The 26,523-nt window shown below is 58.3% G+C and carries 23 protein-coding genes; 9 read left to right on the forward strand and 14 right to left on the reverse strand.

Translation table 11 applies throughout. The annotated features are described in order from the left end of the window. Positions 1-37: 37 nt before the first annotated feature. Entirely contained in the window at positions 38-1,084 is a 1,047-nt protein-coding gene (locus HX868_RS28925) for an aldo/keto reductase (RefSeq protein WP_177005210.1), read from the reverse strand. 160 nt (positions 1,085-1,244) lie between these two features. On the opposite strand from HX868_RS28925, the gene HX868_RS28930 reads away from it, so the two are divergent. The 4 genes from HX868_RS28930 to HX868_RS28945 all read left to right on the forward strand — a co-directional run bounded on the left by HX868_RS28930 (position 1,245) and on the right by HX868_RS28945 (position 4,134). After that, positions 1,245-1,961, forward strand: a complete 717-nt coding sequence (locus HX868_RS28930; protein WP_177005211.1) for an HTH domain-containing protein — start codon at positions 1,245-1,247, stop codon at positions 1,959-1,961. A gap of 52 nt (positions 1,962-2,013) precedes the next feature. After that, complete coding sequence (locus HX868_RS28935; RefSeq protein ID WP_177005212.1) at positions 2,014-2,349, forward strand: nuclear transport factor 2 family protein; 336 nt, start codon at positions 2,014-2,016, stop codon at positions 2,347-2,349. A gap of 15 nt (positions 2,350-2,364) precedes the next feature. Further along, positions 2,365-3,468 carry a cell division protein ZapE gene (gene zapE, locus HX868_RS28940; RefSeq protein WP_177005213.1) on the forward strand — a complete coding sequence of 368 codons (1,104 nt, stop codon included), beginning with the start codon at positions 2,365-2,367 and terminating at the stop codon, positions 3,466-3,468. A 174-nt stretch (positions 3,469-3,642) separates the two neighbouring features. Continuing rightward, positions 3,643-4,134 carry a GNAT family N-acetyltransferase gene (locus HX868_RS28945; protein ID WP_016979421.1) on the forward strand — a complete coding sequence of 164 codons (492 nt, stop codon included), beginning with the start codon at positions 3,643-3,645 and terminating at the stop codon, positions 4,132-4,134. 102 nt (positions 4,135-4,236) lie between these two features. Here HX868_RS28945 and HX868_RS28950 read toward each other — a convergent pair whose 3' ends face one another. The 4 genes from HX868_RS28950 to HX868_RS28965 all read right to left on the reverse strand — a co-directional run bounded on the left by HX868_RS28950 (position 4,237) and on the right by HX868_RS28965 (position 9,040). Beyond that, positions 4,237-4,458 (reverse strand): hypothetical protein, encoded by a 222-nt coding sequence (locus tag HX868_RS28950; protein ID WP_095015915.1) that lies wholly within the window; start codon positions 4,456-4,458, stop codon positions 4,237-4,239. Positions 4,459-4,602: 144 nt separating this feature from the next. Next, a complete protein-coding gene (locus HX868_RS28955) occupies positions 4,603-6,828 on the reverse strand; it encodes a TonB-dependent siderophore receptor (protein WP_177005214.1) in 2,226 nt (741 codons plus the stop codon). A 114-nt stretch (positions 6,829-6,942) separates the two neighbouring features. Further along, the gene (locus HX868_RS28960; protein WP_095015917.1) at positions 6,943-8,700 is read right to left on the reverse strand and encodes a phosphoethanolamine transferase CptA; all 1,758 of its coding nucleotides are present in this window, start codon (positions 8,698-8,700) and stop codon (positions 6,943-6,945) included. A gap of 160 nt (positions 8,701-8,860) precedes the next feature. Beyond that, a complete protein-coding gene (locus tag HX868_RS28965) occupies positions 8,861-9,040 on the reverse strand; it encodes a DUF6026 family protein (RefSeq protein WP_157742049.1) in 180 nt (59 codons plus the stop codon). Positions 9,041-9,309: 269 nt separating this feature from the next. Here HX868_RS28965 and gnd point away from each other — a divergent pair, with 269 nt between their 5' ends. From gnd to HX868_RS28980, 3 genes are read left to right on the forward strand one after another with little or no spacing between them, the layout of a single operon-like run. After that, positions 9,310-10,293 carry a phosphogluconate dehydrogenase (NAD(+)-dependent, decarboxylating) gene (gene gnd / locus HX868_RS28970; protein WP_177005216.1) on the forward strand — a complete coding sequence of 328 codons (984 nt, stop codon included), beginning with the start codon at positions 9,310-9,312 and terminating at the stop codon, positions 10,291-10,293. Further along, the gene (zwf, locus tag HX868_RS28975) at positions 10,290-11,813 is read left to right on the forward strand and encodes a glucose-6-phosphate dehydrogenase (RefSeq protein WP_177005217.1); all 1,524 of its coding nucleotides are present in this window, start codon (positions 10,290-10,292) and stop codon (positions 11,811-11,813) included. The genes gnd and zwf overlap by 4 nt, the downstream gene beginning before the upstream one ends. Next, entirely contained in the window at positions 11,810-12,634 is an 825-nt protein-coding gene (locus HX868_RS28980) for a Cof-type HAD-IIB family hydrolase (RefSeq protein WP_016979414.1), read from the forward strand. The genes zwf and HX868_RS28980 overlap by 4 nt, the downstream gene beginning before the upstream one ends. 66 nt (positions 12,635-12,700) lie before the next feature. Here the strand turns inward: HX868_RS28980 and HX868_RS28985 are convergent, their stop codons facing one another. Then, positions 12,701-12,961, reverse strand: a complete 261-nt coding sequence (locus HX868_RS28985; RefSeq protein WP_033897462.1) for a hypothetical protein — start codon at positions 12,959-12,961, stop codon at positions 12,701-12,703. A 343-nt stretch (positions 12,962-13,304) separates the two neighbouring features. Between HX868_RS28985 and HX868_RS28990 the strand changes: the two genes are divergently transcribed. After that, positions 13,305-14,630 (forward strand): sigma-54 dependent transcriptional regulator, encoded by a 1,326-nt coding sequence (locus HX868_RS28990; protein ID WP_016979412.1) that lies wholly within the window; start codon positions 13,305-13,307, stop codon positions 14,628-14,630. 177 nt (positions 14,631-14,807) lie between these two features. Here HX868_RS28990 and HX868_RS28995 read toward each other — a convergent pair whose 3' ends face one another. The 7 genes from HX868_RS28995 to HX868_RS29025 all read right to left on the reverse strand — a co-directional run bounded on the left by HX868_RS28995 (position 14,808) and on the right by HX868_RS29025 (position 20,824). Continuing rightward, positions 14,808-16,112, reverse strand: a complete 1,305-nt coding sequence (locus tag HX868_RS28995) for a hypothetical protein (RefSeq protein ID WP_016979411.1) — start codon at positions 16,110-16,112, stop codon at positions 14,808-14,810. Between the two features lie 49 nt (positions 16,113-16,161). After that, complete coding sequence (locus HX868_RS29000) at positions 16,162-16,905, reverse strand: hypothetical protein (protein ID WP_016979410.1); 744 nt, start codon at positions 16,903-16,905, stop codon at positions 16,162-16,164. 38 nt (positions 16,906-16,943) lie between these two features. Then, entirely contained in the window at positions 16,944-17,624 is a 681-nt protein-coding gene (locus HX868_RS29005; protein ID WP_177005218.1) for a C39 family peptidase, read from the reverse strand. Positions 17,625-17,684: 60 nt separating this feature from the next. Further along, complete coding sequence (locus HX868_RS29010; RefSeq protein ID WP_177005219.1) at positions 17,685-18,425, reverse strand: hypothetical protein; 741 nt, start codon at positions 18,423-18,425, stop codon at positions 17,685-17,687. 67 nt (positions 18,426-18,492) lie between these two features. After that, a complete protein-coding gene (locus tag HX868_RS29015) occupies positions 18,493-19,044 on the reverse strand; it encodes an adhesin (protein ID WP_177005220.1) in 552 nt (183 codons plus the stop codon). Then, positions 19,044-19,499 carry a hypothetical protein gene (locus HX868_RS29020; protein WP_177005221.1) on the reverse strand — a complete coding sequence of 152 codons (456 nt, stop codon included), beginning with the start codon at positions 19,497-19,499 and terminating at the stop codon, positions 19,044-19,046. Before HX868_RS29020 ends, HX868_RS29015 begins: the two co-directional genes overlap by 1 nt. A 329-nt stretch (positions 19,500-19,828) precedes the next feature. Then, positions 19,829-20,824, reverse strand: a complete 996-nt coding sequence (locus HX868_RS29025) for a FecR family protein (RefSeq protein WP_177005222.1) — start codon at positions 20,822-20,824, stop codon at positions 19,829-19,831. 142 nt (positions 20,825-20,966) lie between these two features. On the opposite strand from HX868_RS29025, the gene HX868_RS29030 reads away from it, so the two are divergent. Next, a complete protein-coding gene (locus HX868_RS29030; protein ID WP_177005223.1) occupies positions 20,967-21,236 on the forward strand; it encodes a PepSY domain-containing protein in 270 nt (89 codons plus the stop codon). Between the two features lie 51 nt (positions 21,237-21,287). Here HX868_RS29030 and HX868_RS29035 read toward each other — a convergent pair whose 3' ends face one another. Then, complete coding sequence (locus HX868_RS29035) at positions 21,288-26,393, reverse strand: dermonecrotic toxin domain-containing protein (RefSeq protein ID WP_177005224.1); 5,106 nt, start codon at positions 26,391-26,393, stop codon at positions 21,288-21,290. Between the last annotated feature and the right edge of the window lie 130 nt (positions 26,394-26,523).

A 26,523-nucleotide genomic window follows, 5' to 3' on the forward strand; every position in this document is an offset into this window, starting at 1 on the left:
AAAAAACGGCCTGTTCGACAGGCCGTTTTTTTTCGCCTCAGATAACCGGCGGGCGGGGGGTGTCCAGGCCAATATCGATGGGGAAACGCTCGGCGATGATGCCGTGCGGAACACCCAGTGGGATAGCGCTGGCGTTGTCGAGACGGGTGACTTGCTCGGCTGACAACTGCACATTCAATGCGCCTAAGGTGCTGTCCAGTTGGGCGCGTGTGCGCGAACCCAGGATCGGGATCAGGGCGGTGGTGGAGCGGCGCGCCTTTTCCCGTAGCCAGGCGATGGCAACGTGGGTTGGGGAGGCTTCCACTTCGGCGGCGACCGCCAGCAGGGTGTCCAGCACGGCGGTTTCGCGGGCGCTGTGCTCGGCGTGCACCAGGATACCGAGCTTGTTGGCGCGGTTGTCGTCCTGGGTGTTGCGGTACTTGCCGGTCAGGAAGCCACCGCCGAGGGGCGACCACAGTGTGGCAGCCAGGCCCAGGGCTTCGGCCATCGGCAGCAGTTCGCGGTCGGCGGTGCGCTCGACCAGGCTGTATTCCACCTGGATGCCGATGATCGGTGCGAAGTTGCGCACTTCGGCCAGCAGGTCGGCGCGGGCAATGCGCCAGGCGGGGAAGTTGGAAAGACCGGCGTAGTGGATCTTGCCAGCGCGAACCAGGTCATCGAAGCCGCGCAGGATCTCTTCCATGGGCGTGACGTTGTCGCTCATGTGCGCCCAGAGCAGGTCGATGCGGTCGGTGTTCAGGCGCTTGAGGCTTTCTTCCACCGAGCGAACCAGGTTCTTGCGGTTGTTGCCGAGTCTGATCGTGCCTTCATCGGAAGGTTGGCTGCGTAGCGTGTATTTGCTGGCGACCACCAGGTTGTCGCGCTCGGAGGCGATGAACTCCCCCAGCAGCTTTTCCGACTGGCCGAACTGGTAGCCGTTGGCGGTATCCAGGAAATTGCCACCGGCTTCAAGGTAACCATCAAAAATCTGCTTGGACTCATCACGCTCGGCACCATGGCCCCAGCCCGTGCCGAAATTGGCAGTGCCCAACGCCAGTTCAGATACCTGCAGACCGCTGCGGCGGCCAAAGACTTTATTGCGCATACAAGGACTCCTGAGGCAGTGATTTTTCTTACATGTTTGGCAACATTTATTTAATATGATCGCTATAATTTATTCGGTCAAGAGGCTTTTTCACTGCTGACGTTTTCTGACAGGGGGCTCTGCTAAGCTGCGGGACTTTTGTTTTTTGGCGGGGCTTTCCGTGTCGCGTACCACTCGTCTACTGACTTTGCTCCAGGCTTTACGTGGTAAGAAACGCCCGGTGACGGCTGCCGTGCTGGCGGCGCAGCTGGAGGTGTCGGAGCGCACGCTTTACCGTGATATCGCGGAATTAACGGCGCTGGGAGCGCCGATTTTCGGCGAGGCGGGGGTGGGTTATGTGTTGCGCAGCGGCTTGTTTTTGCCGCCGTTGATGCTGAACGCCGAGGAAACCGAGGCCATCGTGCTTGGCTTGCGCTACGTGGATCAGCGCGGTGATGACGTGCTCAGCCGCGCCGCCGCCAACGCCCTGGCAAAAATCGCCGACGTGCTCGACCCGGCCGCTCAGGAGGCCCTGCGCAACCCGACGGTGTTGCCGGGGCCGCCAGGATTCGGTTACCCGGAGAACCGCGTGCCGCTGAATGTGTTTCGCGACGCCATCCGTAACCAGGCCAAGTTGCATATCGATTACGCGGACGCCAGCCAGACCCAGAGCCAGCGCCTGATCTGGCCCCTGGCCCTGGGGTTCCTGAATGAAGTGCGGGTGATCGTCGCCTGGTGTGAGCTGCGCGGCGCGTATCGCACCTTTCGTACCGACCGCGTGGCGAGTGCCGAGGCCCATGGCGAGCGTTATCCGGGGCGGCGCAGTGATTGGCTGCGCGGCTGGCGCAAGCTGATGGAGCAGAATGAATCCGGGCCATTCACTCCTGACAAAAACTGACACAACCCTGGCTTAGCATGGCACCACAAATCACCAAGAAAGGAGCTGTGCCATGTCTAATACTGAGTTGGCACCGGCCATCGTGGCCTATCTCGAAGCCGCCAATGCCCGTGACACTTCGGCTGTCGCCCACTGTTTTGCCGACGACGCCAATGTGTTCGATGAGGGGCAGCATCAGGTCGGTACTGCTGCCATCGCGCGCTGGATGGAAGACACCGCGCGCCGTTACCAGCCAAGGGTCGAAGTGCTTAATGTGCAACACCGTACGGGCAAGGTGTTGGTCAGCAATGTGGTGTCTGGCAATTTTCCCGGCAGCCCCTTGGAGCTGCGCTACACCTTTCGCTTGAACGAGCAGGGCAAGATTTCGCGGCTGGATATTTCCCTGTAGGTCATACTGGCGAGCATGACTTTCGACTCGCCCATCGCTGCCTACCAACATGCCATCGCTCAACAAGGCTTCGTGCCCGACGACGCCCAGCGCCGTGCGGTGGACGCGTTGCAAGCCTGCCATGAAGCCTTGCACCAAGGTCGTGCGCCCATCATGGGCGTTTATCTGTGGGGCCCGGTGGGCCGTGGCAAAACCTGGCTGATGGATCAGTTCTACCAAAGCTTGAAAGTGCCCGCACGCCGCCAGCATTTTCATCACTTCATGGGCTGGGTGCATCAACGCCTGTTTCAACTGACCGGCACGCAGGATCCTTTGCAGGCGCTTGCTCGGGAATTGAGCCGGGAGGTGCGGGTGCTGTGCTTTGACGAACTATTCGTCAATGACATAGGTGACGCAATCATCCTGGGGCGTTTGTTTCAGGTGATGTTCGAGGAAGGTGTGGTGATGGTCTGCACCTCCAACCAACCGCCAGACCAGCTGTATGCCGAGGGTTTCAACCGCGAGCGGTTCCTACCGGGGATTGCGGCGATACAACAGCATCTGCAAGTGATTGCGGTGGATGGGGGAGAGGACCACCGTTTGCATCCGGGTATCGGTATCCAACGCTATTGGGTCAATCAGCCCTCCGCGTTGGCCGGTGTGTTCAAGCAATTGGCCGAAGGCCAGCCAGTGCGCAGTGGGCCTGTCGCAGTGGGGCATCGGTCCATCGTCGCGGTGCAATCCAGCGATACCGTACTGTGGTGTCGTTATGCTGATCTGTGTGAGCAACCCCTGGCAGCGATGGACTTCATGCTGCTCTGCGATCGGTTCAAGGCGATCCTGCTGGGCGAGGTGCCCAACCTCAGTGCGCAAAAACGTCCAGGGCGGATTGCCCGTGGCACCGAAGACGGTGCGCAACGGGTGGAGGCGGGTGATCGCGAGTTGCCCGAATTGTCGGTGCACGATGACAGTGTGCGACGGTTTATCGCCTTGGTGGACGAGTGCTACGACCGTAAAGTGCCGTTGTTCATCGAGGCTCAGGTGCCGCTTGAGCGCCTCTATACCGAGGGTTACCTGGAGTTTCCCTTCCGTCGCACTTTGAGCCGCCTGCAAGAAATGCAATTGCAGCGTTTTTCCTGAAGCGTGTGCGAACAAACCCCTGAAACGAGCAATCTCGCCCTTTTTAGGGGCCACAACCTACGCGTTTTCAAACGCCTATTTGTAGTTAATCTCCTTCAGTTGGCGGTGTTCCCACGTTTACAATCATGCCCTCCAAGGGAACCGAGTCCCTTGTTGCCGTTATCGAGGAAGGAAATGGACACCCCTGACATCCTGGTGCTGCAAGCCAGCTACACCAATACCGTGCATGCCGAAGCCATCGCTTTGGTACTCAACCACTACGCCGAAGACCCTATGGGGGGCGGGCACAGCCTGGACCCGGATTTGCTGGCGCAGTTGCCGGCAGAATTGGCCAAGCGTGCGCACGCGTTCAGCGTATTGGCGTTTGTGAACGGAGTGCCGGCCGGGCTGGTGAATTGTTTTGAAGGGTTTTCCACATTTGCCTGCCGTCCGCTGGTCAACGTCCACGACGTGGTGGTGATGGATGCGTTTCGGGGGCTGGGGCTGAGCCAGAAAATGTTGCAGAAGGTCGAGGAAATCGCTCGTCAGCGCGGCTGCTGCAAAATCACCCTGGAGGTGCTGGAAGGCAATGCGGTGGCTCAGTCGGCCTATCGCAAGTTCGGTTTTGATGATTCGATATTTGATCCAGCGCACGGGCGCATGTTGTTCTGGAGCAAACCGCTTTAATAAATAGCAGGCAAAAAAAGGGCGCCATTAATTAAATGGCGCCAAGTTCACCTTAGCCATAGGAGCAGGATGGTAAAGGGCCGTGCGGTTAAACCCGTTGAATCAAGTGTTCGGTTGTTGCTCGGCGGTGGATTGACCGGCCGCCTCTTTCTTCACGTTCTTCCCATCAGCCTGCGCGGTTTGTTCAGCCGTGCCGTGAGTCTTTTGCTGCATGAACGTGAAGTTGTTGTAGAACTCCTTCGAACGCTCGGAACCGCCTTCGGCAAAGGCTGCGGCGGAGGTCAGGGTCATCAGGCTGGCAAGCACCAGGGTGGAGAGTTTCATGGCAGTATTCCCATTAAGAGTGATCGGTATCCGCTCTGTCCTTGATCAGATTCATGGGGCGAGTTTGGCGTGAGTTTATTAAGTAGGAATTAACGCGAAAAAACTCCGAAGTTAACAATTTCGTTAACTTCGGGTTAAGAAGCCTTACAGCTTCCAGTCCAATGCCAGAGTGATCGAGCGCGGGTCACCCCAATACACGCCATTATAGAACCCGACGCGTTCGTAATATTTTTTATCAAATAGATTGTTGACGTTAAGTGATGCCGAAACATGTTCGTCGAACTGGTAGCGCGACATCAGGTTGACCACGGTGTAGGCCTGTTGCGTGATTTTCGCGCGCTCGGTCACCAGCCTGTTACCGATGCGTTGCCCTGTAGGCCGGTTGCTGAATTCGTAGATATCGCTCTGCCAGTTGACCGCGCCGCCCACCGTCAGGTTGCGCCATGCCCCCGGTAATCGGTAGGCACTGGAGACCTTCACCAGGTTGAGAGGCTGCCCGGTGTTGTTGCGCTTGTCCGTGCCATTCACCGAGTGGGTATACGTGTAGCCTGCCGTCAGGTTCCAGTCCGGCATCACTTCGCCGGCAACCTCCAGTTCAAAGCCATTGACCTTATTCCCCTTGCCGCCGGATTTGTAGTACTCCTCGCCAGTGGTCGGGTTTGGCGGTACCGAATAATCCCGTTCGGCGACGTTGTCCTGTTTGCTCCAGAAATACGCGGCCGCGACGTTCAGGCGCTCATTCAACAGACTCCCCTTGAGCCCGACCTCATAGTTGCTGCCCACCACCGGTTCCAGGTATTTGTTGCTAACGTCCTTGAGGCTCTGCGGCTTGAAAATGTCGGTGTAGCTCGCGTAAACGGTGTACTCCGGCGTGATGTCGTAAAGCAGGCCGGCGTAGGGCGTCCACATATCGTTGTGGGTCTGGCGGGTTTTGTTGGCTCTGAGTAGCTGATCATTGCCATCGTATTCGGGCGTCGCGCTTTCCAGCTCCCAGCTGCCATAGCGGCTTCCGAGTACCGCATGCAAGCGGTCAGTCAGGTTCAGGCGCGTAGCCAGGTAGCCAGCTTTCTGTTGCTTGCTGCTGTGCTCGCCTTTGAGGCCGGTGACCGTGTCGCCGAACTTGCCAATCCCGCCCATGTATTTCCAGTCTTCGATCGTGTAGTAGCCGTCAGGAATGTTGCTGCGCATCACCGGAGACACGTCGCGTTGTGTCGCCTCGCCATACCCCATCATCAGTGCATGTTCGCGGCCCAACAAGGCGTAGCTGCCGGCGAGGTTGAGGTCGACCGCTTCCATTCTCGAGGTGCCGCGCATGTGGCTGGCCCAGGCGGTCATGCCGCTGCGGTCGTCATTGGGGAAGCCCGCGCCGCCGTAGTACACCTTGCCATCGGTGTCGCTTTGGCGATGGGTATAGGCGGCTTTCAAATGCCAGTCACCGCCGAGCCGATGATCGAGGGTGGCGAAGGTGGTCTTGTCAGTCAGCGGCCAGGAGCTCCAGTGCGCCGCCATATTGGTGGAGCGGGACAGCCCGGCCTTGCCTCCCTGGCTGTTCCAGTACGGCACGGTGCCCCAGGAGGTGCCTTGGACCTGCTTGTTCTGGTAATCAAAGCCTACGGCCAAGACCGTATCGTCTGATAGGTCGCCTTCAAGGATGCCGTATCCCACCGCCCGTTGCAGCCCGTAATTGTCGCGAAAGGATTGGCTGTCCCGGTAGGCCAGTACCGTCCGCCCGCGCAGCTTGCCGTCAAATGCCAACGGACCGCCCACGTCTACGTAGCTGTAGTAGTTGTCATAGCTGCCGGCCTTGACCCCGGTTTGCGCCTGCCATTGGGCCGTCGGGCGTTTGCGCACCATATTGACCGTGGCGGAGGGATCGCCGGCGCCGGTGGTCAAGCCCGTGGCGCCCCGCACCACTTCGATATGGTCATAGATGATGGTGTCGGAATCGGACTTCATGTAGCCAAACGTATTGAGCATCCCGTCAATCTGGAAGTTGCTGATGCCATAGCCACGTGACGAGTACGACACACGGTCGGAGTCGTTGTGCTGGACGTTGACCCCCGTGGTCTGGCGCAACACCTCGGTCAAGGTATTGAGATTGAAATCATCCATCTGCTGGCGCGTGATCACCGAGATCGATTGCGGGGTTTCCTTGACGGACAGGTTGAGGCGGGTGGCGGTACTCATGGAGCCGGTGGTGTAGGCCCCGGTGTGTTCGGTGGTGGCGCCCAGGCCTTCGGCAGTGATGCTGGTGGCGCCCAGCTCCAGGGCTTTGTTTTCGGGGTCGGTTTCAGCCAGCAGAGTGGGGCTGGTGGCCACACTGAAGAGGCCGAGGGTGAGGGTCATGGAACGGGTGAAAGGCGCGAACATCGCGGAAGACTCCTTGTCGTCTTTGCGGCCTTTCCGGTCGGGAAAGGCCATGGTTCAAAGACGAAAGGACGGGAGGAACTTTAGGCTTAAACGAGAATGATTATTATCTTTCTGTTACAGCGCTGGTTTTTCCTGGAGCACAACGTCGGTTGGATTGACTTTTTTCGGCTTGATCAGGCTGAAGTCGATCAGTGGTTTCTGCTGACGCAGGTAGGGGTTGCCGATCATTTGTGGGCGGGCCGTGAAGCTGTCGCTCACCAGACTTTTCGTACGGTCCAGCTCTTTGAAGCTTAGCCCGGCAAGGTCCGCCCAGGTGTGAATCAACTGCGAGCTGCTGTAGGGCCGCTGTAAATCGCCAGCAAAGCTCCAGTCGTGGGTTTCCCGCCATTTTGGTGAGGCGTAGGCCATGAACGGAATGGTGTACATCGGCGCGGTCGGCTTGGCTTCGTTGCGCCCCAGAGTGGCGTGGCCCGCTGAGTCGAATACGTCTTCGCCATGGTCCGACAGGTACAACAGGAAGCCGTTGGGATCGGTCTTGGCGTAGTCCTTGATCAGGCTAGACACCACGAAGTCGTTGTACAGCACGGCGTTGTCGTAGCTGTTGTAGGTCGGCAGTTGATCGTCGGTCACGCCGGCCGGTACGCCCTGGCGGTCAGTGAACTTGTCGAAGGTCGGCGGGTAGCGGTACTGGTAGCTCATGTGGGTGCCCAGCAAGTGGACCACAATGAATTTACGTTCCGCAGGATCAGCCAACGCCTTGGAAAACGGTGCCAGCACATCGCCGTCGTATTGGCGGGCGTTCTGGTTGCGGTTGTTGTTCAGGTACACCTGTTCGTCGGCCTGTTCGGAGAAGGTCGTGAGCATGGTGTTGCGTTTGGTCATGGTCTGCTGGTTGGTGATCCAGTAGGTCTTGTAGCCTGCCTGTTTCATCACGCTGACAATGGATGGCGTCTTGAGGTACAGGTCAGGGTTTTCTTCGTCGGCGAAGGTCAGCACCTGTTGCAGCGCTTCGATGGTGTAGGGGCGCGGGGTGATGACGTTGTCGAACACGGCTAATTGATCGCGCAGTTTGTCCAACTCAGGCGTGGTGTTGCGCGGGTAGCCGTAGAGGCTCATGCGCTGGCGGTTGGTCGACTCACCGATGACCAGCACCAGGGTGGACGGCTGGCCGGCCATGGTGTCTTTCAGGTTCGTCAAAGGCGGAATCTGGCTGGCGCTGTCGAGCATGCCTTGCATGTTGTCCAGTTGCTCGGTATAGCGGCGGTAGGCGACGATCATCTGCCACGGCACGGCGGGTTCGATGCGCGATTCAAAGCGGTCGATGGCATCGTCGAGGGTGTCGCTGCGGGCGATCTGTTTGACCAGCGGGTAACCAATGATGCCCACCAGGATCGCGGTCGCCGCGATCAGTGCCTGGCCACGTGGCAGGTACACCGGTCGTACGCGAGTCCAGAGGAAAATAGCCACGGCGGTGTGGGCCATGAACGCCAGCACGATCCACCAGGCGAAGTATTGGGTCGCGTATTCGCCGGCTTCAGAGATGTTCGACTCGAACATGATGAAGATGACGCTCTGGGAAAACTCCTGCTGGTAGATGAAAAAATATCCCAGGCTGGCCATGGAACAGGCCCACAGCACGACGCCGATCAAGGCGGCAAGCAAACGCGTACGACGAGGGAATATCAGCAGCGGCGCCAGCCAGATCGCACTCATGAAGAACGCTTGGCGAAAACCACTGAAGCCGGCAGTGCCGCTGAGTTGAATCAGCAGTTGGGTAATACCCGAGAAATACCAGAAAAACAGGAACAGCCAGCCAAGGCCGGCCCAATCAAAGCCTTTCGCAGACTTGGTGCTGCGTTCGAACATCGCCATCCAGCGCTCCAACCCGGTAATTTTTCAGTCGACACGCAGGGCTGCGCGCAACAGAGGCCACCCTTGCATGGGGTGGCCCTTCGGGCGGGAGTATCGGGAGGGGTATGTGAAAACTTTGTGAGATTTGTGTAGACGTTATCTTACAAAGCGATGACAGGGCTTAGCAGAGCGCTGGCTGGGCGCCAGAAGGCTGATCCAGCTGGGCTTGGATGATGTGCGAGCGCAAGCGCAAGACTTCCTGCTGCAGCTGTTCGCGTTCGTCTTTCAACTGGCGCAGCTCATCGCGTCGAATGGTGACGTAGAGGGTCTGTGGAGGACGGGTCATCTGTGCAGTGCTCATTGCTTACCTCGCAAATAGCCGGTGTGTCGCGGTGTGCCAGAACGCTTGAGTCGAGGTTCTCGGCAGCAGTCAGGACAATTCTGAATTCTTTTTGCGAGCAATGGAACTTTTTTATTTTTGATGGTCGTGTGACTTTTTGTGCCGTGATGGTGAAATGCTGGCAGCTTTTTTCCATGAAACTACATCGATATCCGCCTGACTAACCCTCATTGGCCTCATTGCGCTATAAACTATGCACACATTTTTTTAGTAGTTAGGAGCATCAGCACATGCAACTGGGGATTATCGGACTAGGCCGCATGGGCGGGAATATTGCACGGCGCCTGATGCTCAATGGGCATACCACCGTTGTTTACGACCGTAACGAAGCTTTTGTAAAAGGCTTGAGTGAAGAGGGCGCCACGGGCGTTGCCGACCTCAAGGCATTGGTGGCCGGGCTGCAGAAACCGCGCACCGTTTGGGTGATGTTGCCAGCCGGCGCACCGACCGAAGACACCATCAACGAACTGAGCGCGCTGCTGGAAGACGGTGACGCAATCATCGACGGCGGCAACACCAACTACAAGGACGACGTTCGCCGGGCCAAGGCCCTGGCGGAAAAAGGCCTGCACTATGTTGACGTCGGCACCTCCGGCGGTGTCTGGGGCCTGGAACGTGGTTACTGCATGATGATCGGTGGCGACGCCGAGACCGTGCAGCGACTCGACCCGATCTTCAAGAGTCTGGCCCCGGGCCTGGGTAATATCCCGCGTACCAAGGACCGTTCAGACAGCGCTGACCCGCGCGCCGAACAGGGCTATATCCATGCCGGTCCTGCGGGTTCCGGGCACTTCGTCAAGATGATCCACAACGGCATCGAATACGGGATGATGCAGGCGTTTGCCGAAGGGTTTGACATTCTCAAGACCAAAAACTCGGAAAACCTGCCGGAAGACCAGCGCTTCGACCTGAATGTGGCCGATATCGCTGAAGTCTGGCGCCGTGGCAGTGTGGTCTCGTCCTGGCTGCTGGACCTGACCGCCGATGCGCTGGCCACCGACCCGAAACTCGACGGTTACTCCGGCTCCGTGGCCGACAGTGGTGAAGGCCGCTGGACCATCGAAGCCGCCATGGAACAAGCCGTGCCCGTACCGGTACTGTCCACCTCGCTGTTCGCACGCTTCCGCTCGCGCCAGCAAAGCACCTACGGTGACAAAATGCTGTCTGCCATGCGCTTCGGCTTTGGCGGCCACGTGGAGACTTCCAAAAAATGACCGCCAACGGCAAGAAACCCAAGGCCGAACCTGCTCCGCCCACCACGCTGTTTCTGTTTGGTGCCCATGGTGATCTTGTCAAGCGCCTGCTCATGCCGGCGCTGTACAACCTCAGCCGGGATGGCCTGTTGGGCGACGGCCTGCGCATTGTCGGCGTTGACCACAACGCCATCAGCGACGCTGACTTCGCCAAGAAACTCGAAGATTTCATTCGCACCGAAGCGGCGAGCAAGGTCAAGGGCAAAGGTGAAAACGCCCTGGACCCTGAGCTGTGGGCGCAGTTGGCCAAAGGCATCAGCTACGTCGAGGGTGACTTCCTCGACGACAGCACTTACGCCGACATCGGCAAGAAGATCGCCGACAGCGGCACCGGTAACGCCGTGTTTTACCTGGCCACTGCACCGCGTTTCTTCAGTGACGTGGTGCAGCGCCTTGGCAGCGCCGGGCTGCTGACGGAAACTGACGACAGCTTCCGTCGTGTGGTCATCGAGAAGCCCTTCGGCTCCGACCTGGCCACCGCCGAAGCGCTGAACGCCAGTCTGCTCAAGGTGATGAGCGAGAAGCAGATCTATCGCATCGACCATTACCTGGGCAAGGAAACGGTGCAGAACATCCTGATCAGCCGTTTCTCCAACGTGCTGTTCGAAGCGTTCTGGAACAACCATTACATTGATCACGTGCAAATCACTGCGGCCGAAACCGTTGGCGTTGAAACCCGTGGCAACTTCTTCGAGAAGACCGGCACCCTGCGCGACATGGTGCCCAACCACCTGTTCCAGTTGCTGGCGATGGTCGCGATGGAACCGCCTGCTGCCTTTGGCGCCGATGCCGTACGCGGTGAAAAGGCCAAGGTGATCGGTGCGGTACGCCCTTGGTCCCTCGAAGATGCGCGGGCCAACTCAGTGCGCGGGCAGTACACCGCCGGTGAAATCGGCGGCAAGGCACTGCCGGGTTATCGCGAAGAGGCCAATGTCGCCCCGGACAGCAGCACTGAAACCTTCGTCGCCCTCAAAGTGATGATTGATAACTGGCGTTGGGTCGGCGTGCCTTTCTACCTGCGCACCGGCAAGCGCATGAGCGTGCGCGACACCGAAATCGTTATCTGCTTCAAGCCTGCACCCTACGCGCAATTCCGTGATACCGAGGTGGATGAGCTCAAACCTACCTACCTGAAGATCCAGATCCAACCCAACGAAGGCATGTGGTTCGACCTGTTGGCGAAAAAGCCTGGGCCGACCCTGGACATGGCGAATATCCAGCTGGGTTTTGCCTACAAGGACTTCTTCGAAATGCAGCCGTCGACCGGGTACGAAACCCTGATCTACGACTGCATGACCGGCGACCAGACCTTGTTCCAGCGCGCAGACAACATCGAAAACGGCTGGCGTGCGGTACAGCCATTCCTCGATGCGTGGAAGGAAGACGACGGGATCCAGGCCTACAAGGCCGGTGAAGATGGCCCGGCTGCGGCCGACGCCTTGCTGGCCCGTGATGGTCGCACCTGGCATAGCCTCGGATGAGTGATGCCGCGATCCATCCCATCCGTTTTATCCTCAGTGACGTGGACGGCACCTTGCTGCATCCCGACCACAGCCTCAGCCAACGTACCGCCGACGCGGTGCGGGCCTTGCGTGACAGCGGCGTGTTTTTCAGCCTGGCCAGCGGGCGCCCGCCCAAGGCCATGCTGCACCTGATCGAAACCTTCGGTATCGATGTGCCGGTGGCTGGCTTCAATGGCGGCACCTTGATCAACCCGGACGGCAGCATCCTGGTTGCCCACCATCTGCCGGCCGAAGCGGCGCTGGTCACCCTGGCGCTGTTCTCGGCAGAGCCGGATGTGGAAGTCTGGGTGTTTGCCGACGGTGACTGGCTGCGCCGCGACCCGCCAGGGCCGATGGTGCAGCGCGAGGCTGATGGCCTGGGCTACGGGCCGATTGTGGTGGAGAGTTTCGAGCCCTACCTGGACCGTGTGGACAAAATCGTCGCTGCCAGCAACAACACGCAATTACTGGTGGAGCTGGAGGCGCAGTTACAGCCCAAGGTGCAGGGGCTGGCTCAAGTATCCCGTTCGCAGCCGGTGTATCTGGACGTGACGGCGATGCTGGCGAACAAGGGCGAAGCCTTGAAAACCTTGGCGGCGTACCTGGGTGTCCCCGTGGAGCAGACGGCGGCTATCGGTGATGGCGGCAATGATCCGGCCATGTTTCACGTGGCCGGGTTGTCAATTGCCATGGGGCAGGCGGAGGAAACCGTCAAGCGCCAGGCCAACGTAGTCACCGGCAGTAATGTCGATGACGGCGCGGCAGAAGCAATCGAGCGGTTTATTCTGGCCGCTCAATAAGCGTTGCGCGTTCTAACACTGAACTTGCGCCTCTCTAAACCGATAAGCGCAAGTTGCGGTGTTGGATTACTTCGGCATTGCCCAGGATTGCAACTGGTAGCCACTTTTATCGAGTTCGGCGCGGGCCTGCAACAGCAGGTCTTCCAGTTGTGCCGGGTCGGTATAAGCGCTCGAAGACAGTTGTTTGCTGCCGATACGGTTGTTGGTACGGTCGATGACGCTCAGGCTGAGGGCGCCATTGCCATCATGCCAGGCCACGCACTGAAAGGGCTGGAAGGCACGGTCTGCGATCAAAAGAGCTTCGTTGATGCGGAGCGGGGCGTTCATGTGGGGTTCTCTCTCATTGCCCATTCAAGTGAGTGCCGGCGGTTGGGCTGACCGTGCGGCGGGTTACTTGTACTGATGCACGATGGCGGGGTACGGGTCACATGTTAGAGCAACTATTTTCGATGTTTAGTGATTAATGTCATGTAAGCGGCTGTTTTGAAAGCTGAATGAAAGTTTGGGCAACCCTGAACTTTTTTGCGCTAAGCGTAGCGAGATGGCTTTTTGCCCAGACTTATAGCGAAACGGTACAAGGACAGCGTCAAGACCTTGCTAGTGTTAGCGCCAGGCGTCACAAACCGTTGTTTCTAAATAACTTTAACAATTTTGACGCCAAGGAATAGTCATGGTTGTTACACCTGTGCAGCGTCGCTTGCTCGTGGTCGACCCCTGTGACGACTGCCATGGGCTATTGCCTGGTTTGCGCACCGCCGGGTGGGAGGTGGACAGCTGTACGCTGGAGGCCGTGGGCGACCGATCCTGCGATGTCGGGCTGCTGCGCCTGCAGCCCTACCACCTGGAGCGTCCGGAAGCGGTCAAGGAACTGATCGGCCGCAGCGGCACTGAATGGATCGCCGTACTCAGCCAGGACGTGCTCCGCCTGCAGAACGTGGGTGACTTCGTCTGCGAATGGTTTTTCGATTTCCATACCTTGCCCTTCGATGTGGCCCGTGTGCAGGTCACCCTGGGCCGCGCGTTCGGCATGGCACGCCTGCGCGGCAAGGGCCATATGCCGGTGGATGAGCCCGAGCACGAGTTGCTGGGGGACAGTCGACCGATCCGCGAACTGCGCAAGTTATTGTCCAAGCTCGCACCCACTGAATCTCCGGTATTGATTCGCGGCGACAGCGGCACCGGCAAAGAACTGGTGGCCAAGACCCTGCATCGCCAATCCCAACGTCACGCCAAGCCGTTTGTGGCGATTAACTGCGGGGCGATTCCTGAACACTTGATCCAATCCGAATTGTTCGGCCATGAGAAGGGCGCCTTTACCGGCGCCCATCAGCGCAAGGTCGGGCGTATCGAAGCCGCCAACGGTGGCACGTTGTTCCTCGATGAAATCGGCGATTTACCGATGGAGTTGCAGGCCAATCTGCTGCGGTTTCTGCAGGAGAAACAAATTGAACGCGTCGGCGGCAGCCAACCGATTCCCGTGGATGTGCGGGTATTGGCGGCCACTCACGTCGACCTGGAAGCAGCGGTAGAGAAGGGCACCTTTCGCGAAGATCTGTATTACCGCCTCAATGTCCTGCAAGTGGTCACGGCGCCTTTGCGCGATCGGCATGGCGACGTGGCGATGCTGGCCAATCATTTCTCACGTTTCTACAGCCAGGAGACCGGCCGCCGCCCGCGCAGCTTCAGTGACGATGCGCTGGTGGCAATGGGTGAACACGCCTGGCCGGGTAACGTCCGCGAACTGGCCAACCGCGTCCGTCGCGGCCTGGTACTGGCCGAAGGGCGCCAGATAGAAGCCGTTGATCTGGGATTGCATGGTCAACAGGCAATTTCGCCGCCGATGGCTACACTGGAAGACTATAAACACCGCGCCGAACGCCAGGCGCTGTGCGACGTGCTCAATCGGCACAGCGACAACCTGAGTGTCGCAGCCCGTGTACTGGGAGTTTCCCGGCCCACGTTCTACCGGTTGCTGCACAAACACCAGATCCGCTAGGGCGGGTAAACCGAAAAGCCCCGCAACGACCCTTATCGTTGCGGGGCTTTTCCTTGCTCCGAAGACCTGTAGGAGCGAGCTTGCTCGCGAAAAACGCAATGGCACCGCGTTTATCCTGGCACCACGCGTCATGGTGGGGGACCTTCGCGGGCAAGCCCGCTCCTACAGCGTTTGTGGTTAGAAGTAGTACGGAAATTTCAGACTAAACGTGAAGTCCGGCGCATCATCCGTCATGCCGATCGCCAGGTTCGGCACAATCGTCAGGTTTTCCGACGCCGCAATCGTCATGCCCACGTTGAAGTAACCGGCGTTGGCATCGCTGGACACCACCGATTGCCAGTCCCCGCCATTCGGCTTGAGCTTGCTTTTGCGCTGGATCAGGTCGGACACCGAGAACGACATACTCATCTTCTCGTTGAGTGCAAAGGCAACGCCGACGCCCAGTTGGAAGCTGTCGCCCAGGCTGACTTTGCCGCCGACTTTCTGGTTGACGTCACTGCTGATGTCATCAAACGACTCTTCGAAGTTGTGGGTGTAGGAGAACGAGCCGAACAGCACCGCCGGGTCGAAGGTCTTGACCAGCGAGATCCCTGGGGTGATCGACCACACACCATTACCCGTCGGCAGGTTTTCCGGTACATACAGGTTGTCGTTGGCGGTTGAGCGCACCAGCTTGATGCCGAACGGTTCTTTACCCGTCGGCGCCTTGACGCGTACCGACACCACGGCATCGGGCAGGGTGGGGGTTTCATCCAGGAACTTGTACGCCACACCGAAGTTGACGTCGCCGATGGTCGGGTCGCGGCTCACCGACTCTTCCGAGGTGGCGTTGGCGTTGTTACCCGCACCGCCGGACTGGTAGGTCGACTCGCGGTACACCACCGGCACGTTCACGTCGAACTGCCAGCGGTTGTCGACGTTATAGCGACCGGTCAGGTCAAGCGTCCAGTTATCCGCCTTGATTCGATCCAGGTTGATATTACCGAGGAAGATCGAGTCCAGCGCCAGGAAACCGTTGAGGGTGAGCTGACGTGCATCGTAGCGCGCGTAGGTAATACCGGTTTCAAAGCTGAACTTGCCGTTGCCAAAGAAACCGCTGGCTTCGTTGTAGAGGTTGCTCACGCTCTGCGCCGGCGCCGAATCATCCTTGAGCGACTGGCCGTAGGAACTACCGCCGCCGCCCGCACCACCGGATGCCGCTGCCGCGCCAGTACCGGCGACGGTGGCACCGCTGGCTTTCTGGAAGTCCGCCGGGGATTTGGCCAAGCGTTTCGGTGGCGGGGCCGCCGGTTGATCCTCCACCTGACGCACCCGTTGCTCCAACACTGCCAAGGCTTTTTGCTGCACTTCGTACCGCTGCTTGAGTTCCAGAAGCTCCTGTTTGAGGGTCTCGATATCGGCGTCCGGCGCGGCATACAGAACGGATGCGGGCAAGAGCGTACTTAAACAGACCACCGCACGTAGCGATAACGATCGATGCATGAAATAAGCCGTCCTTTTCTAATGCGTAAGTGTCGAGGGTCAGCGTAGTTCAATAACCGAGAGTGCGTAGGCCTTTGAGTTGATCCAGATTGCAATTCAATGCCGGGTTGTTCAGCCCGTTATTCATCACCACATTGAGTTGGGTCATGTTGCTGACGAAGTTTCTGTCACCCGTCAAGACGGTGCCTTGCAGCACCTGGCCGCCGCCAATCTGCTGAAGGCTATTGCCTTGGTTGTGGTTGCCCTGGATCGCCATCTGCAAGCCGCCATTGTTGGCCGATACGCTCACACGGCCTGCGGCGCTGTCACCGGTGACGGTGCCGCCGGCGACCAGTACTTTTCCGGATTGCACCGCGTTGGAGGGCGCGAAGCCGTTCTCGGTGACGTTAATGCCGACATTGTTGTAGGCGGTGTTGCCGTCGCCGGCGGTGCGCACGCTTTGGGTCACGCCTGTGCCTGAGCTCAGGCCGGCGCCTCCGCTGACATTACCGGTGCCAGTGTTGGGATTGGTGCCCGTGCCTGTCGAACCGGTGGTCTGCACGTAAAATTGAGGGGTGATGGTGGAAGAGTCGACTTGCATGCTGGCCTTGCCAGTGATGGTGTCACCCACGGCGTTGGTCCAGGTGCTGCTCATGACAATACCGAAGCTGATAATCCGCCCCGGCATCACATAACGGCCGCGCAGCTCGGCCATTTCCGAGTCCTTGAGTTCGATCGGCTTGAACGCCGATGAAGCATAAGCGGGCATTGAGGCTGCCAGACACAAGACCGTCAGCCAACGGGAAGTGTTCATCTTCTGCTCCTGGAGCGTCCTGCCCCTTATTGCGCTTCTTAGAAGAAGTCGCTCTGGATGAAACCGAAGTCCATCAGCTCGGCATCGCCTACGGGCCTGAACTCATTCAGCTGGTTCTTGGCGGTCAGCGGCATGGGTGGGTCGAGCAGGGCGTTGGCCTTGTCGTAACCTTCACCCAGCACGGCGAAGACGATGCCATTCCAACCTTTGATGAAGTCGTCATGTGAATAGCGCTTGTGGCCCAATACTGGGTCGCCGATATAGACCCAATCCTTGTCCGCGCGCTGAAGTACCACGAAGTGCTTGTAGCCACGAATCTCCAACAGCACCACCACAGGGATTTTCACGGTCACCAGGGTGTCTGGCCCGATCTTGTAGCCCCGGGCACGCATGCCGATGCTTTCGAGGTAGCGCTTCATGTCCAGCATGGAAAAGCCCTGGGTGCGTACCAGGTCCTGGTCTGCATTGACCAGCATGCCTTTGATCACGTGAGCTTCGTCGACGTCCAGCCAATAACCCTGGCGCAGGATGGTGGCGAGTGCCGCAGCACCGCAGCTGAAATCGGTTTTCTGTTCCACCAGGTTGGCGAACCGGCGTTCACGGATGCTCTCGACCTTCTTGTAGATGACTGCACCGCCAGGCATGGCGGAGATCGCCATGGTGCCTGCCCAGATCGGGCCGGTGAGCAGCATCAAGAGGATGAGGGTCGCGAGGCGCATGATCGTCTGACCTGATGGACACTGAAATAAAAAGGGCCTTGTTGCCAAGGCCCCGTTGGATCAGAAGCGCACGCCGCTGGAGCAGACGCTGCAACCTTGGCCTACAGATAGGCTGTTGCTGGCTTGGTTGCCGGCACCGGATTGCAGGTTCACACCGATGTTGCCGGAGTTGTTGTTGATCGAGTTGTCAGCACTGGCGTTGTTCGAAACGTATTGAGGTTTGCCGCCATGATGGCCGTACCCGGTGGCAGCGGTGTTGAGGTAGTTGTTGGCGAGCGAGTTTTGTTCGGTGTTGGCAGCCGCTGCGATGTTTTTGCCATCAGCCGTGGTGATTGCCAGGTTGTTTTTGCCTTGGTTGCCTTGACCTGCCTGGCCGTTGTAACCCACGTTGCCGGAGTTATGGTTAACGGATCTATCCAGGGAAGCGTTGTTTTGGGTCCCTTTGTTTACGAAGTTGTTCAGCGCGCTGTTTTGATTCACATCGACTACAGCGAACACGGTTGCAAAGTCGCCTTTGGCGCTGGAGATGGCGCCAGAGTTATCGGCCTGGTTGCCACTGCCGGCCTGAATGTTGACGCCGGTGTTACCGCTGTTGTAGGTGACCGAACCATCGGCAGAGGCGTTGTTTTCGGTTTTTGTATCATCAAACTTGTTACCGACGCTGTTTTGTACATCCGTAACCACGGAGGCAACCACACCGGTTGGTTGAGGCGCAGGGTGCCAGCCACCTGCTTGAGCAGCAGCAGCCATGAGTGCGGCGAGAGCGAAAACCATTGGTTTCAGGGCCATTTGAGGTTTCATGGTGTTTCTCCTTGCTTCTAATTAGTTGGTTAAGTGTTGGTACGGTCTAACTAGTGCTACCAAGCAGTTACTTGATAGTGATGCCCAGGGTGTTAGCCACTCGGTTCCCCACCCCAGCACTCTGGTTCACCTGAATCACTCCTCGGCTGCCGGTGAAGGCCTGGTCGCTTGTCACGACCTGGCGGCTGCCAGTGGTGGGGGTGAGCCCTGAGTCGGTTGCCAGCGTCGTCGTGTTCTGTTGCAACAGGACGCTGTCGTCGATGCTTTGCGGGCCAGGGTTGACGCTGATCCGCACGGCATTGACTAATTGGTTGTTGGCCCCGGCGGACTGGTTGACGCCCAACATGCCGTTGCCATTGCTGAAAGAAGTGCCCTCGATCGCCGCCTTGGCGTTCAGGGACGGGTCGACGTTGCCGTCCATCCTCTGGATATTGCTGGTGGTCGCCTGGCCGCCGAGCGCGACGGCGCGGTTGTTGGCGGTTTGCTGTTGATTGCCCGCGGCCTGGTTGACCATCAGGTTGCCGCGGTAGTCTTTACCGCTGTTGTTGATCACCGCGGTGTTGTCCGCCATTACTGCGGTGCTGCCCAGCAGGGCCAGAATGAGCAGGGAGCGGTTCATTATTTGCCCCCCATCATGCTGCCGATGTTGTTGAGGGGCGCCAGGCCACGCTGGATCGAGTCGCTGATCTGCCCACCCATGCTGCCGCTGCCACCCGAGCGGCTGGCGGCTGCGCCAGCCCCCAGGGTAGACATACTGTTTTGTGTGGCACTCAAGCCGGTGAGGTTGCCGTTGGGCTGCATGGCGCGAGTGATACCCAAGCCGCTATTGATGTTCCCGAAATCACGGTCGGTCAGTTCGCCCGAGAGGGCGCTGTTGATTTCTCGGCTTGGATTGACGTTGGCGGTCTGGGGATAAGGATCGGGGCCAAAGGAGGCTCGGCCATACATGTGGCCTTGTACGTCGCGGCCTGTCACGATCACGCCGTCACCCGCCAGGGCTGGAACACTGATGCTGGCGCTGAGTACACAGCTGATCAGCAGTACCTGCATCGAACCTTGAGTGAGTGTGATCACGGCGGCGTTCCTTATTCTTCGCGCTGACCCTAAACAGCGCTGTAAGGGATAGAGCAGAAGCCGTGCCGCTTTTTATTTTGTGTTGTTATTCAAGGCGTTGAAGATATTGATGGGCAAAGTGATGGCAACGCTGTTTCAGGCATGAAACAGCACCCCAGCCATTCGCACCTCGCCAGCCACTGCGCAAACGCTTCACTCGGTTGTATCAGCGCTGTAACACCACCGATGACGAAACGATGAATCCGCTACGCACGGGCGCTTCAGGGCAGGGGGGTGTTAAAAAAACGGACACTTCAGGCGTGGCGAAGCCCACCGCTGTGTGCAGAGGCTCAGCTTTTCGGCGTTTTACGCGGGATGGCGTTGAGTACGGGGTTGCCGTCCTGGTTCTGGGTCAGGTAGACCGGCAAAACCTTGGGCAGGGAGGGCACGAGGTTGTTGACCTCGTTGATGTTGTAGATGCCGCCGATGCGAATCGTGCCGGTGTTGGCGTCGGCCAGCATCACCGGTTTGCTCAGGTAGCGGTTGATCAGCGGCAACGCGTCGGCCAGGGCCAGGTTGTCGAGGATCAGCTTGCCCTGGCGCCAGGCCAGGGCGGTGTCATTGGGGTTGATCGTCCTTACGCGCGGCGTGGCATCGCCTTGTTGGTAGTTGGCCTGCATGCCGGGCGTGAGCGGCACGCTGCCATGCACTTTGTCGCTGGAGATCTGCACCGAACCTTCGAGCAGCATCACGCGCACCTGGTCTTCATACTTCCACACGTTGAACTGAGTGCCCGTGACCCGCACCTGGCCTTCGCCGGCGTGCACGATAAAGGGATGGGCGCTGTCATGGCTGACGTTGAAGAACGCTTCACCTTTTTTCAGCGTGATACGGCGCTGGTCCTTGTAGTTGCTGTAGACCAGTTCGGTGCCCAGGTTTAGCTCCACCTGGCTGCCGTCACCCAAGGTGATCTGGCGCAGACCATTGGCGGCATCGTAGCGTTCATAGGAACTGGGCAGCCAGCCGGCTTCCCAACCGGTGAAGGCTGCCAGGGGCAGGGCGGCCAGGCAGATCGCCGCCGCCACGGCGTAGGTGCGTAAGCGGCTGCGGGGTTTGAACGGCACTACGACCGGCGTGGGTTCGTGGCGGGGGAGGTGGTCGGCAACGTCCCAGATCTCCAGCATCGCCGCGTATTCAAAGGCATGCAGCGGATGGGAATCGTGCCACTGTTCAAAAGCCTGACGTTCACCCGTGGTGCAATCACCCGCGTGCAGGCGCATGCACCAATGCGCGGCAGCGTCGGTGATGGCGTCGTATTCGGCTTCTGAAAGTGACTTTTCGCTCATTGACTCATCCTGATTTCCCACATTCTAACCTCCGCACGCGGGCGGCGAGAACAGCCGTCATGGCGATTGCACATCAATTGGAACTTATTCTCGTTTGAGAGCACCTAAAAAATTCAGGACATTCCCACCATGGAGAACGAAAATGCTGAAGAAAACCTTAGTCGCGTTGTGTGCAACCGCCGCACTGCTCAGTGCTGGCGCCGCCCTGGCGGATAAACCGGGGGCGGGCTGGATCACCATTGAAAAAGCCATCGAAGTCGCCAAGACCAAGGCCGGTTATGTAGAGGTCTACGCGGCCGAAGCCGACGACAATGGCTATTGGGAAGTCAAAGGGCGCAAGTCCGATGGCACGGTCTATGAAGCGCGCATTGATGGCGCATCGGGCAATATCCTGCGAGATCAGAAAGACTGACGCTGCCTGCCAGGAGCCCTCCAGGGCTCCTGGATCCAATGGGTCGACTTATCAAGGGTCGAGCTCACGCCCCATTTCACAAATAAGCTGGGCAACGGAGTCGGCGTTGCGCAGGATTGTGTCAATGCGTTTTTCTGCTGATGCAGTATTCAAAAATGCCTTACGGGCGTCATTGATGCTTGTGGTGGCTGTGGTTTCCATGATGGCCTTGGCGGCCAGGTCGTCCGAGTTGGCAGAGTCCATAGTCACCCAATTACCGGAGCCACTGGAGCCACTGGAGCTGCCGGAGCTAGGGAACCATCGCGAGAACAGCTGACGAAACGGTGTGCGCAGCGACAGAATGTTGCTCTGAAAGTCCCTCAACAATGCGTGTTCGTCCCTCCCTCTTTGAGTCCTGGTATCGATCAGGTCCAGGAACGGCCGGCGGGCTTCGGTGTAGCAGATATCCTCGGTACGCGAGTAGAGGTGGGAAAACTCGTGGATCAATGTGGACGCTCGCGCATGGCCTGCAATGTTGAAGGGGGCGGTCAATAGATTTGCGTACTTGTGTTGCAGTATTCGTTGATCAAAGAACAGATCGGTAAAAAAAACCCGTTCCTTTTTGTCGCCATCGACGACGAATGCGACCACCTGTTGCGCCGTATGTCTTCTGGCCCCAACCACGAAACGTGACATGTCCCATCCGTCAAGGTCGGGGTCTTGCAACGCTATGCACAGGGGGGTGATGGCGTCGTACACTTTTTTTCGGATGCCAGTGTCAATATGTCCGACATCAAAAACTCTCTTCAGGATCCCCTCTAGGCGTGTGCCTTTAGCCCGCTTTTGGAGTTGGGCCATGTTATGCATTGCACGTAATGCATAAGTTCTTGCGATATCCAGTGCCTCGATAATTTGCCAGGCCTTGGTCGGGTAGAGCCGGCGAACCTCTTCCATGCCACTGGCTTCGATATTCATGTCCAGCCCGGCGCTCAAGCGGCTCACGAAATCATTACCTAGCCGTGTGATGACTTGGCCGTATCGCAGTGGGTGATGATCCGGATCAAGCACCAGTTGGTGCTGAGGTGTACTGGAGAGCCGCGGGCCTTCGCTGCTGGCGGGCAGGTCGGTTATCCGCAGTTGTGGGGTTTTCTTGATCGGGTAGACCTTACCCTCCACGGCACCGTAAAGCGTCTTGCCGTCTGCGGTCGCGTAGAGGCCTGTTCCTGCTTGCTTTTGCAAGTCTTGCAACGCCACCTGGCTGATTTCGAAGGATTGCAGACGTGTGCGCCTGGGGTCGGTCACGTCGATGTCCTTGACGGTAGGTGCAACGACGGTATTGTCGGTCCTAAGGTCGCTCGCGTTAACTTCCTCGTAGGCAGGAGGAAGGGCTTCGGGCGCTGGCGTGCGAATCAACCATCCCACCCCTGCCATCGTGGCCATACCGAGAATGAACGAACGCAATGCATGCCGCCAATGATGCTGTTGCAGGGCCTCGGCGGAGTCTTTGAATAGTTCATAGCTCTGCCAGAGTAAAGCGGGTATCTGTAGTTTTCCCGGCAAGAGTCGCACGGAGATCTGCACGCCGCTGCTCAAGAGACTTTTGATGGTGTCCCAACGGCTCTGCCCATCGGGGTCTTGCTGAGCGTTAAGCATTCGCCCCATCACCACCTGGTTGTCCTGATAAAGCTGCTTGATGGCGTGGCCTTTGATCGGTTGATTGGCCAAGGTGATTTCGGAGGTGGCACCCGCGGTGCTGGCCAGTAGATTTTTATATTTCGTTTTGTCAGCGCCCTCCAGGTGGGCAGTGATCCAGTCTTGCAGTTTGCCAGGTACATTCAGATGGCTGAGAAACTGCACAGTGTTTTCGAACTCCATGAAGCACTGGCCGGGATAGTAAGGCGCGTAGAGAATCAGCGGCCCAGTGGTACCTGCGCTGATCACGTAAAGCCCAAGTGCCTTTGCGATGCTGGCGCCTGGTGTGGCAATCATCTCAAGGGGACGAATGGTCGCGGTGGCACCTGCGATCGTGGCCCGGGCGATGGCGTCCGGCATGTCGACGACCTGCTGAATCAGGTTGTAGCCAGTTTCCGATAGCCGTTCTTGCAGTTTTAGCGCATGGGCGTGTTGCAACAGTTGCCACGGCAATTGCCGGATAAAACGCAGCTCACGCTCCAGTGCGCCTGGTCGGTCGGGGGCCAGTTTCTCTTTCAGGTAATCGTGAGCGACCTGGGCGATGTTCAATTTGAGCAGGAGTTGCCGGATCGTCGATTCAGTCAGTTGCGTTGCGCTTGACTCCACGGTAAAGGAACTCGCCTGCTCGTTGATGTGAGCCAGGGCGTAGTCGGTAAGGTTCCGTTGTTGACCGCCCAAGGCGAGCCGTGGCGTGATAAAGACGTCTTCCGGGTAAACGGAATAGTCCACCAGCATATCGTTCAGTTTGTCGTGAACCTGCTGGCGCAATGAGAAAAGCTCGTACAGATAGTCTTTTTCATCCTGGGTATTGAGCCGATATTGCTCAAGCAGCTCAGCATGGTGCTGCTGTTCAGCAGGGCCCGCCATGCCCAGCCAGGCGGGTAGTGAGCGTTGTGCGACAAAATGATGGGCGAGCTGTGCAGCCCCTCCAAGGACTGGGGTAGGCAACACCGCCATAAGCTTCAATAGTGCTTTGCCGGTGGGTTTCTGTGCCAGCCAATGGGCCCGTTGGGCGATGTAGTGGTCGATCCAGGACTGCTGGCGGTTTTCGCTGACCGACCCGGTGATCAGCCAGAACGCCCCCAAGGTATGGACGGCGTGGGGCAGGCGCTGGTGAGGGTCAAGGTTTTCCAAGAGTGCCAGACTCGCGGCAGGATCCTTAAGGCGCCTCTCGAGCTCCTCTTTTGCCAAGAGCGCAGAGGCGAAGGCTTCCAGGCCCCAGGCGGGGGTCCAGAGAATCGCGTGACCCGAATGGTGGTGGTCCAGGCCGCCGCGTTCGGTGATCATCAGGCAATTGGCCAGGCTGTGGCGCAGTGTCTCGTTGTCACGTTGGACGGTGATGCGATAGACATCCGGGATAAAACCTTCAAGGTCCTCCCGCCGACGACGGTCGGGGTTGTCCAGGTCAAACACGGCCTGAACGATGGCTTCGTCCCTGGGGTTCAGGGTTTTGTTAAGGCGTCGCAGTTGGGCCTGGTTCAGTATCGCGTTGGACATCGTGTAGCTCAACACCGGTAGCAGTTTCTCCAGGTGCTGACGGGGAACGTCTTCGATCTTGTTTTCTTTATAGAAGTTCACGACGTTATCGACAATCTGATTGAATGTTTTGACGTCTACCCTGGACAGTTTCTTCCCGTAACCCATATTACCTCGCTCGTAAATGCCGTATCGAGCGAACTCAGGAATTGGGCGAAAACCTTCCGCTAGGCGCTTGGCGAATTGCTCCGACACGCTCTCACTCCCCAGCGGCCATTCCAGCGGGGAGGGGATGGCATCTTCGGCGTAGAGATGGATGTACAGGTTTGCAAGGTTGAGTGATCTCTCTTCCTTGCGAGATAACTCATCGGCCAGTGGGGCTGTGATGGACGGCAGTGGGTTGATCTGGGCCTCCAGTGCGCCCGGGATATCAATCAGCTGTTTATGCAACTGCTCCGCTCGTTTAGCAGCGACCGAAATGGGTCGAAGAGGATCAGCCAACACAGAGTGGGTGGTCCAGCGGTGTGCAGTGTCCAGCGTCAAGAGCTTGTCATCGACCATGAAGCGCACGTCCATGGCGTGATCCAGCAGTGCCGAAAGGTTGATGTCGCCGCGTTCACGTCGGAACTGTCCGAGAACGTAGATCAGGTTCTGTCGTTGTTTGTCGATGATGCCCTCCATCAGGTGTTCGAACACGTTGCCGACAATCAGGTTGCCGCTGACTGACGGTTGGGTAAAACCGATAAACAACAGGCGTTCCTCCAGGGACAGGAAGTTGTAGGCATCGTCTTCGTAGGCGGGCGCCTTGACCATTGCCTTTAAGAACTGAATCAGGTCGTCGTGATCGGCCAGTACCTGCAATCCCTTGGGCGGCGAGTAAAACCAGGTATGCGCATTCGCGATCATCACCGAACTGCTCAGCTCGACGAAATGAGAGGCGTGCTCCCAGAATCGCACCGTCTCAAAGCGTAATCCGTCACTGGCTTGCGTGCGCGGCGCTCCGTTGGCGTGGTAGAGGGCGGCCAGTTCATCGGCTTGTTCAGGTGTGATGATCTCACTCTGGCGTTTGAGCAATAGATCGATTCGGGCCTTGTGCTCCATGGTGTGCGCCAGGAGTTCGCGACGTGAGGTGCCGTTTGGCGACTCTGTGTTCCAGAACGTCTCAAGGGCATTTTGCAAGAACGATGATAATTGTTCTGATGCCTGTTTCAGGCCGCCTTCCCAGCGGGTTGCGTTGTTGGAGGCGGTGATGGATTGGGGATGAAAGAACTCGCGGGTTTGGCCCACCGGCCAGGTTTGCTGACGGTAAATCATCAAGAGCACCTCGCTGATCGACAGCGAACTGACCCATTGCCGCGGTTCCCCTTCCGTGGGTGGTAATTTGAAGAAATTGACTCGGGTCCGGTTGGGGTCAAGCCTGGGGAAGAGTGAGTGAAACACGGCTGTGAGGAGCGCCTGGAGCATCGTGTCGAGGCTGGGTAACTTCACCAGCTCGGCGAGCACGGCTTGCAGGTTGAGCGTTTGCTGGTGGTCGATGGCGGCTTTCTGCTCGTCAAATACATCGCCCTCAATATCCACAGGCGTCAGCAGCAGGGTGCGGGGCAGCCTCAATCCTGAACGCGTGCCCAGAGCAATGAACTGCAAGAGTTCATCGGCCTTGGCCGGCGTGTTGAAGCGCTCAGTCAGCTCACTGAGTAATAGCGCTCGACTTTCAAATTTTTCCAGCCCGCCATACGGTGTGTAGAGAAAGGCGCTGGTGTAGGTGCCTGTTGAACTCATCATGAAACTGCCCACCAGTTCCAACTCCGCGGGGCTGTTTTTATTCAGCCAAAGCGTCTGGGCGATCATGGGGGGAACTTGCTTGCGTCGCTCCTCATTGCTGCTCAAAGGCAAGCTGCGCAGAAACTCCCTGTCGCTGGCGTTGATTCCGAAGTGTCGTTCGCGATCGCGCTCCTTCCAGGCTGAACGCAGGACCTCAGGAAAAAAATAGGGTGGTTGTACCTGACTCATTGGGTGGACCCTCAAAGGCGTTGAGGCGGTGCACATGGCCCGCCCGAGAAGTCGTGAGCCTAGAGTCGTCGTCCCATGGAGCGGCAGTAGATATGTCTGACACGCCGGGCCGCTTGTCGTGGTCGACAGC

This window comes from Pseudomonas reactans, assembly GCF_013385825.1.
GTDB lineage: Bacteria > Pseudomonadota > Gammaproteobacteria > Pseudomonadales > Pseudomonadaceae > Aquipseudomonas > Aquipseudomonas reactans.

What these genes read in the sequence shown, in the direction of transcription:
- HX868_RS28985 (WP_033897462.1), bottom strand. Translation starts at nt 12,961, where the DNA reads ATGAACGCCCCGCTCCGCATCAACGAAGCTCTTTTGATCGCAGACCGT.
- HX868_RS28990 (WP_016979412.1), top strand. Translation starts at nt 13,305, where the DNA reads ATGGTTGTTACACCTGTGCAGCGTCGCTTGCTCGTGGTCGACCCCTGT.
- HX868_RS28935 (WP_177005212.1), top strand. Translation starts at nt 2,014, where the DNA reads ATGTCTAATACTGAGTTGGCACCGGCCATCGTGGCCTATCTCGAAGCC.
- HX868_RS29030 (WP_177005223.1), top strand. Translation starts at nt 20,967, where the DNA reads ATGCTGAAGAAAACCTTAGTCGCGTTGTGTGCAACCGCCGCACTGCTC.
- HX868_RS28955 (WP_177005214.1), bottom strand. Translation starts at nt 6,828, where the DNA reads ATGTTCGCGCCTTTCACCCGTTCCATGACCCTCACCCTCGGCCTCTTC.
- zwf (WP_177005217.1), top strand. Translation starts at nt 10,290, where the DNA reads ATGACCGCCAACGGCAAGAAACCCAAGGCCGAACCTGCTCCGCCCACC.
- HX868_RS28950 (WP_095015915.1), bottom strand. Translation starts at nt 4,458, where the DNA reads ATGAAACTCTCCACCCTGGTGCTTGCCAGCCTGATGACCCTGACCTCC.
- HX868_RS29000 (WP_016979410.1), bottom strand. Translation starts at nt 16,905, where the DNA reads ATGAACACTTCCCGTTGGCTGACGGTCTTGTGTCTGGCAGCCTCAATG.
- HX868_RS29035 (WP_177005224.1), bottom strand. Translation starts at nt 26,393, where the DNA reads ATGAGTCAGGTACAACCACCCTATTTTTTTCCTGAGGTCCTGCGTTCA.
- HX868_RS29025 (WP_177005222.1), bottom strand. Translation starts at nt 20,824, where the DNA reads ATGAGCGAAAAGTCACTTTCAGAAGCCGAATACGACGCCATCACCGAC.
- HX868_RS29005 (WP_177005218.1), bottom strand. Translation starts at nt 17,624, where the DNA reads ATGCGCCTCGCGACCCTCATCCTCTTGATGCTGCTCACCGGCCCGATC.
- HX868_RS28995 (WP_016979411.1), bottom strand. Translation starts at nt 16,112, where the DNA reads ATGCATCGATCGTTATCGCTACGTGCGGTGGTCTGTTTAAGTACGCTC.
- HX868_RS28960 (WP_095015917.1), bottom strand. Translation starts at nt 8,700, where the DNA reads ATGGCGATGTTCGAACGCAGCACCAAGTCTGCGAAAGGCTTTGATTGG.
- zapE (WP_177005213.1), top strand. Translation starts at nt 2,365, where the DNA reads ATGACTTTCGACTCGCCCATCGCTGCCTACCAACATGCCATCGCTCAA.
- HX868_RS28965 (WP_157742049.1), bottom strand. Translation starts at nt 9,040, where the DNA reads ATGAGCACTGCACAGATGACCCGTCCTCCACAGACCCTCTACGTCACC.
- HX868_RS28925 (WP_177005210.1), bottom strand. Translation starts at nt 1,084, where the DNA reads ATGCGCAATAAAGTCTTTGGCCGCCGCAGCGGTCTGCAGGTATCTGAA.
- HX868_RS29010 (WP_177005219.1), bottom strand. Translation starts at nt 18,425, where the DNA reads ATGAAACCTCAAATGGCCCTGAAACCAATGGTTTTCGCTCTCGCCGCA.
- gnd (WP_177005216.1), top strand. Translation starts at nt 9,310, where the DNA reads ATGCAACTGGGGATTATCGGACTAGGCCGCATGGGCGGGAATATTGCA.
- HX868_RS28945 (WP_016979421.1), top strand. Translation starts at nt 3,643, where the DNA reads ATGGACACCCCTGACATCCTGGTGCTGCAAGCCAGCTACACCAATACC.
- HX868_RS28980 (WP_016979414.1), top strand. Translation starts at nt 11,810, where the DNA reads ATGAGTGATGCCGCGATCCATCCCATCCGTTTTATCCTCAGTGACGTG.
- HX868_RS29015 (WP_177005220.1), bottom strand. Translation starts at nt 19,044, where the DNA reads ATGAACCGCTCCCTGCTCATTCTGGCCCTGCTGGGCAGCACCGCAGTA.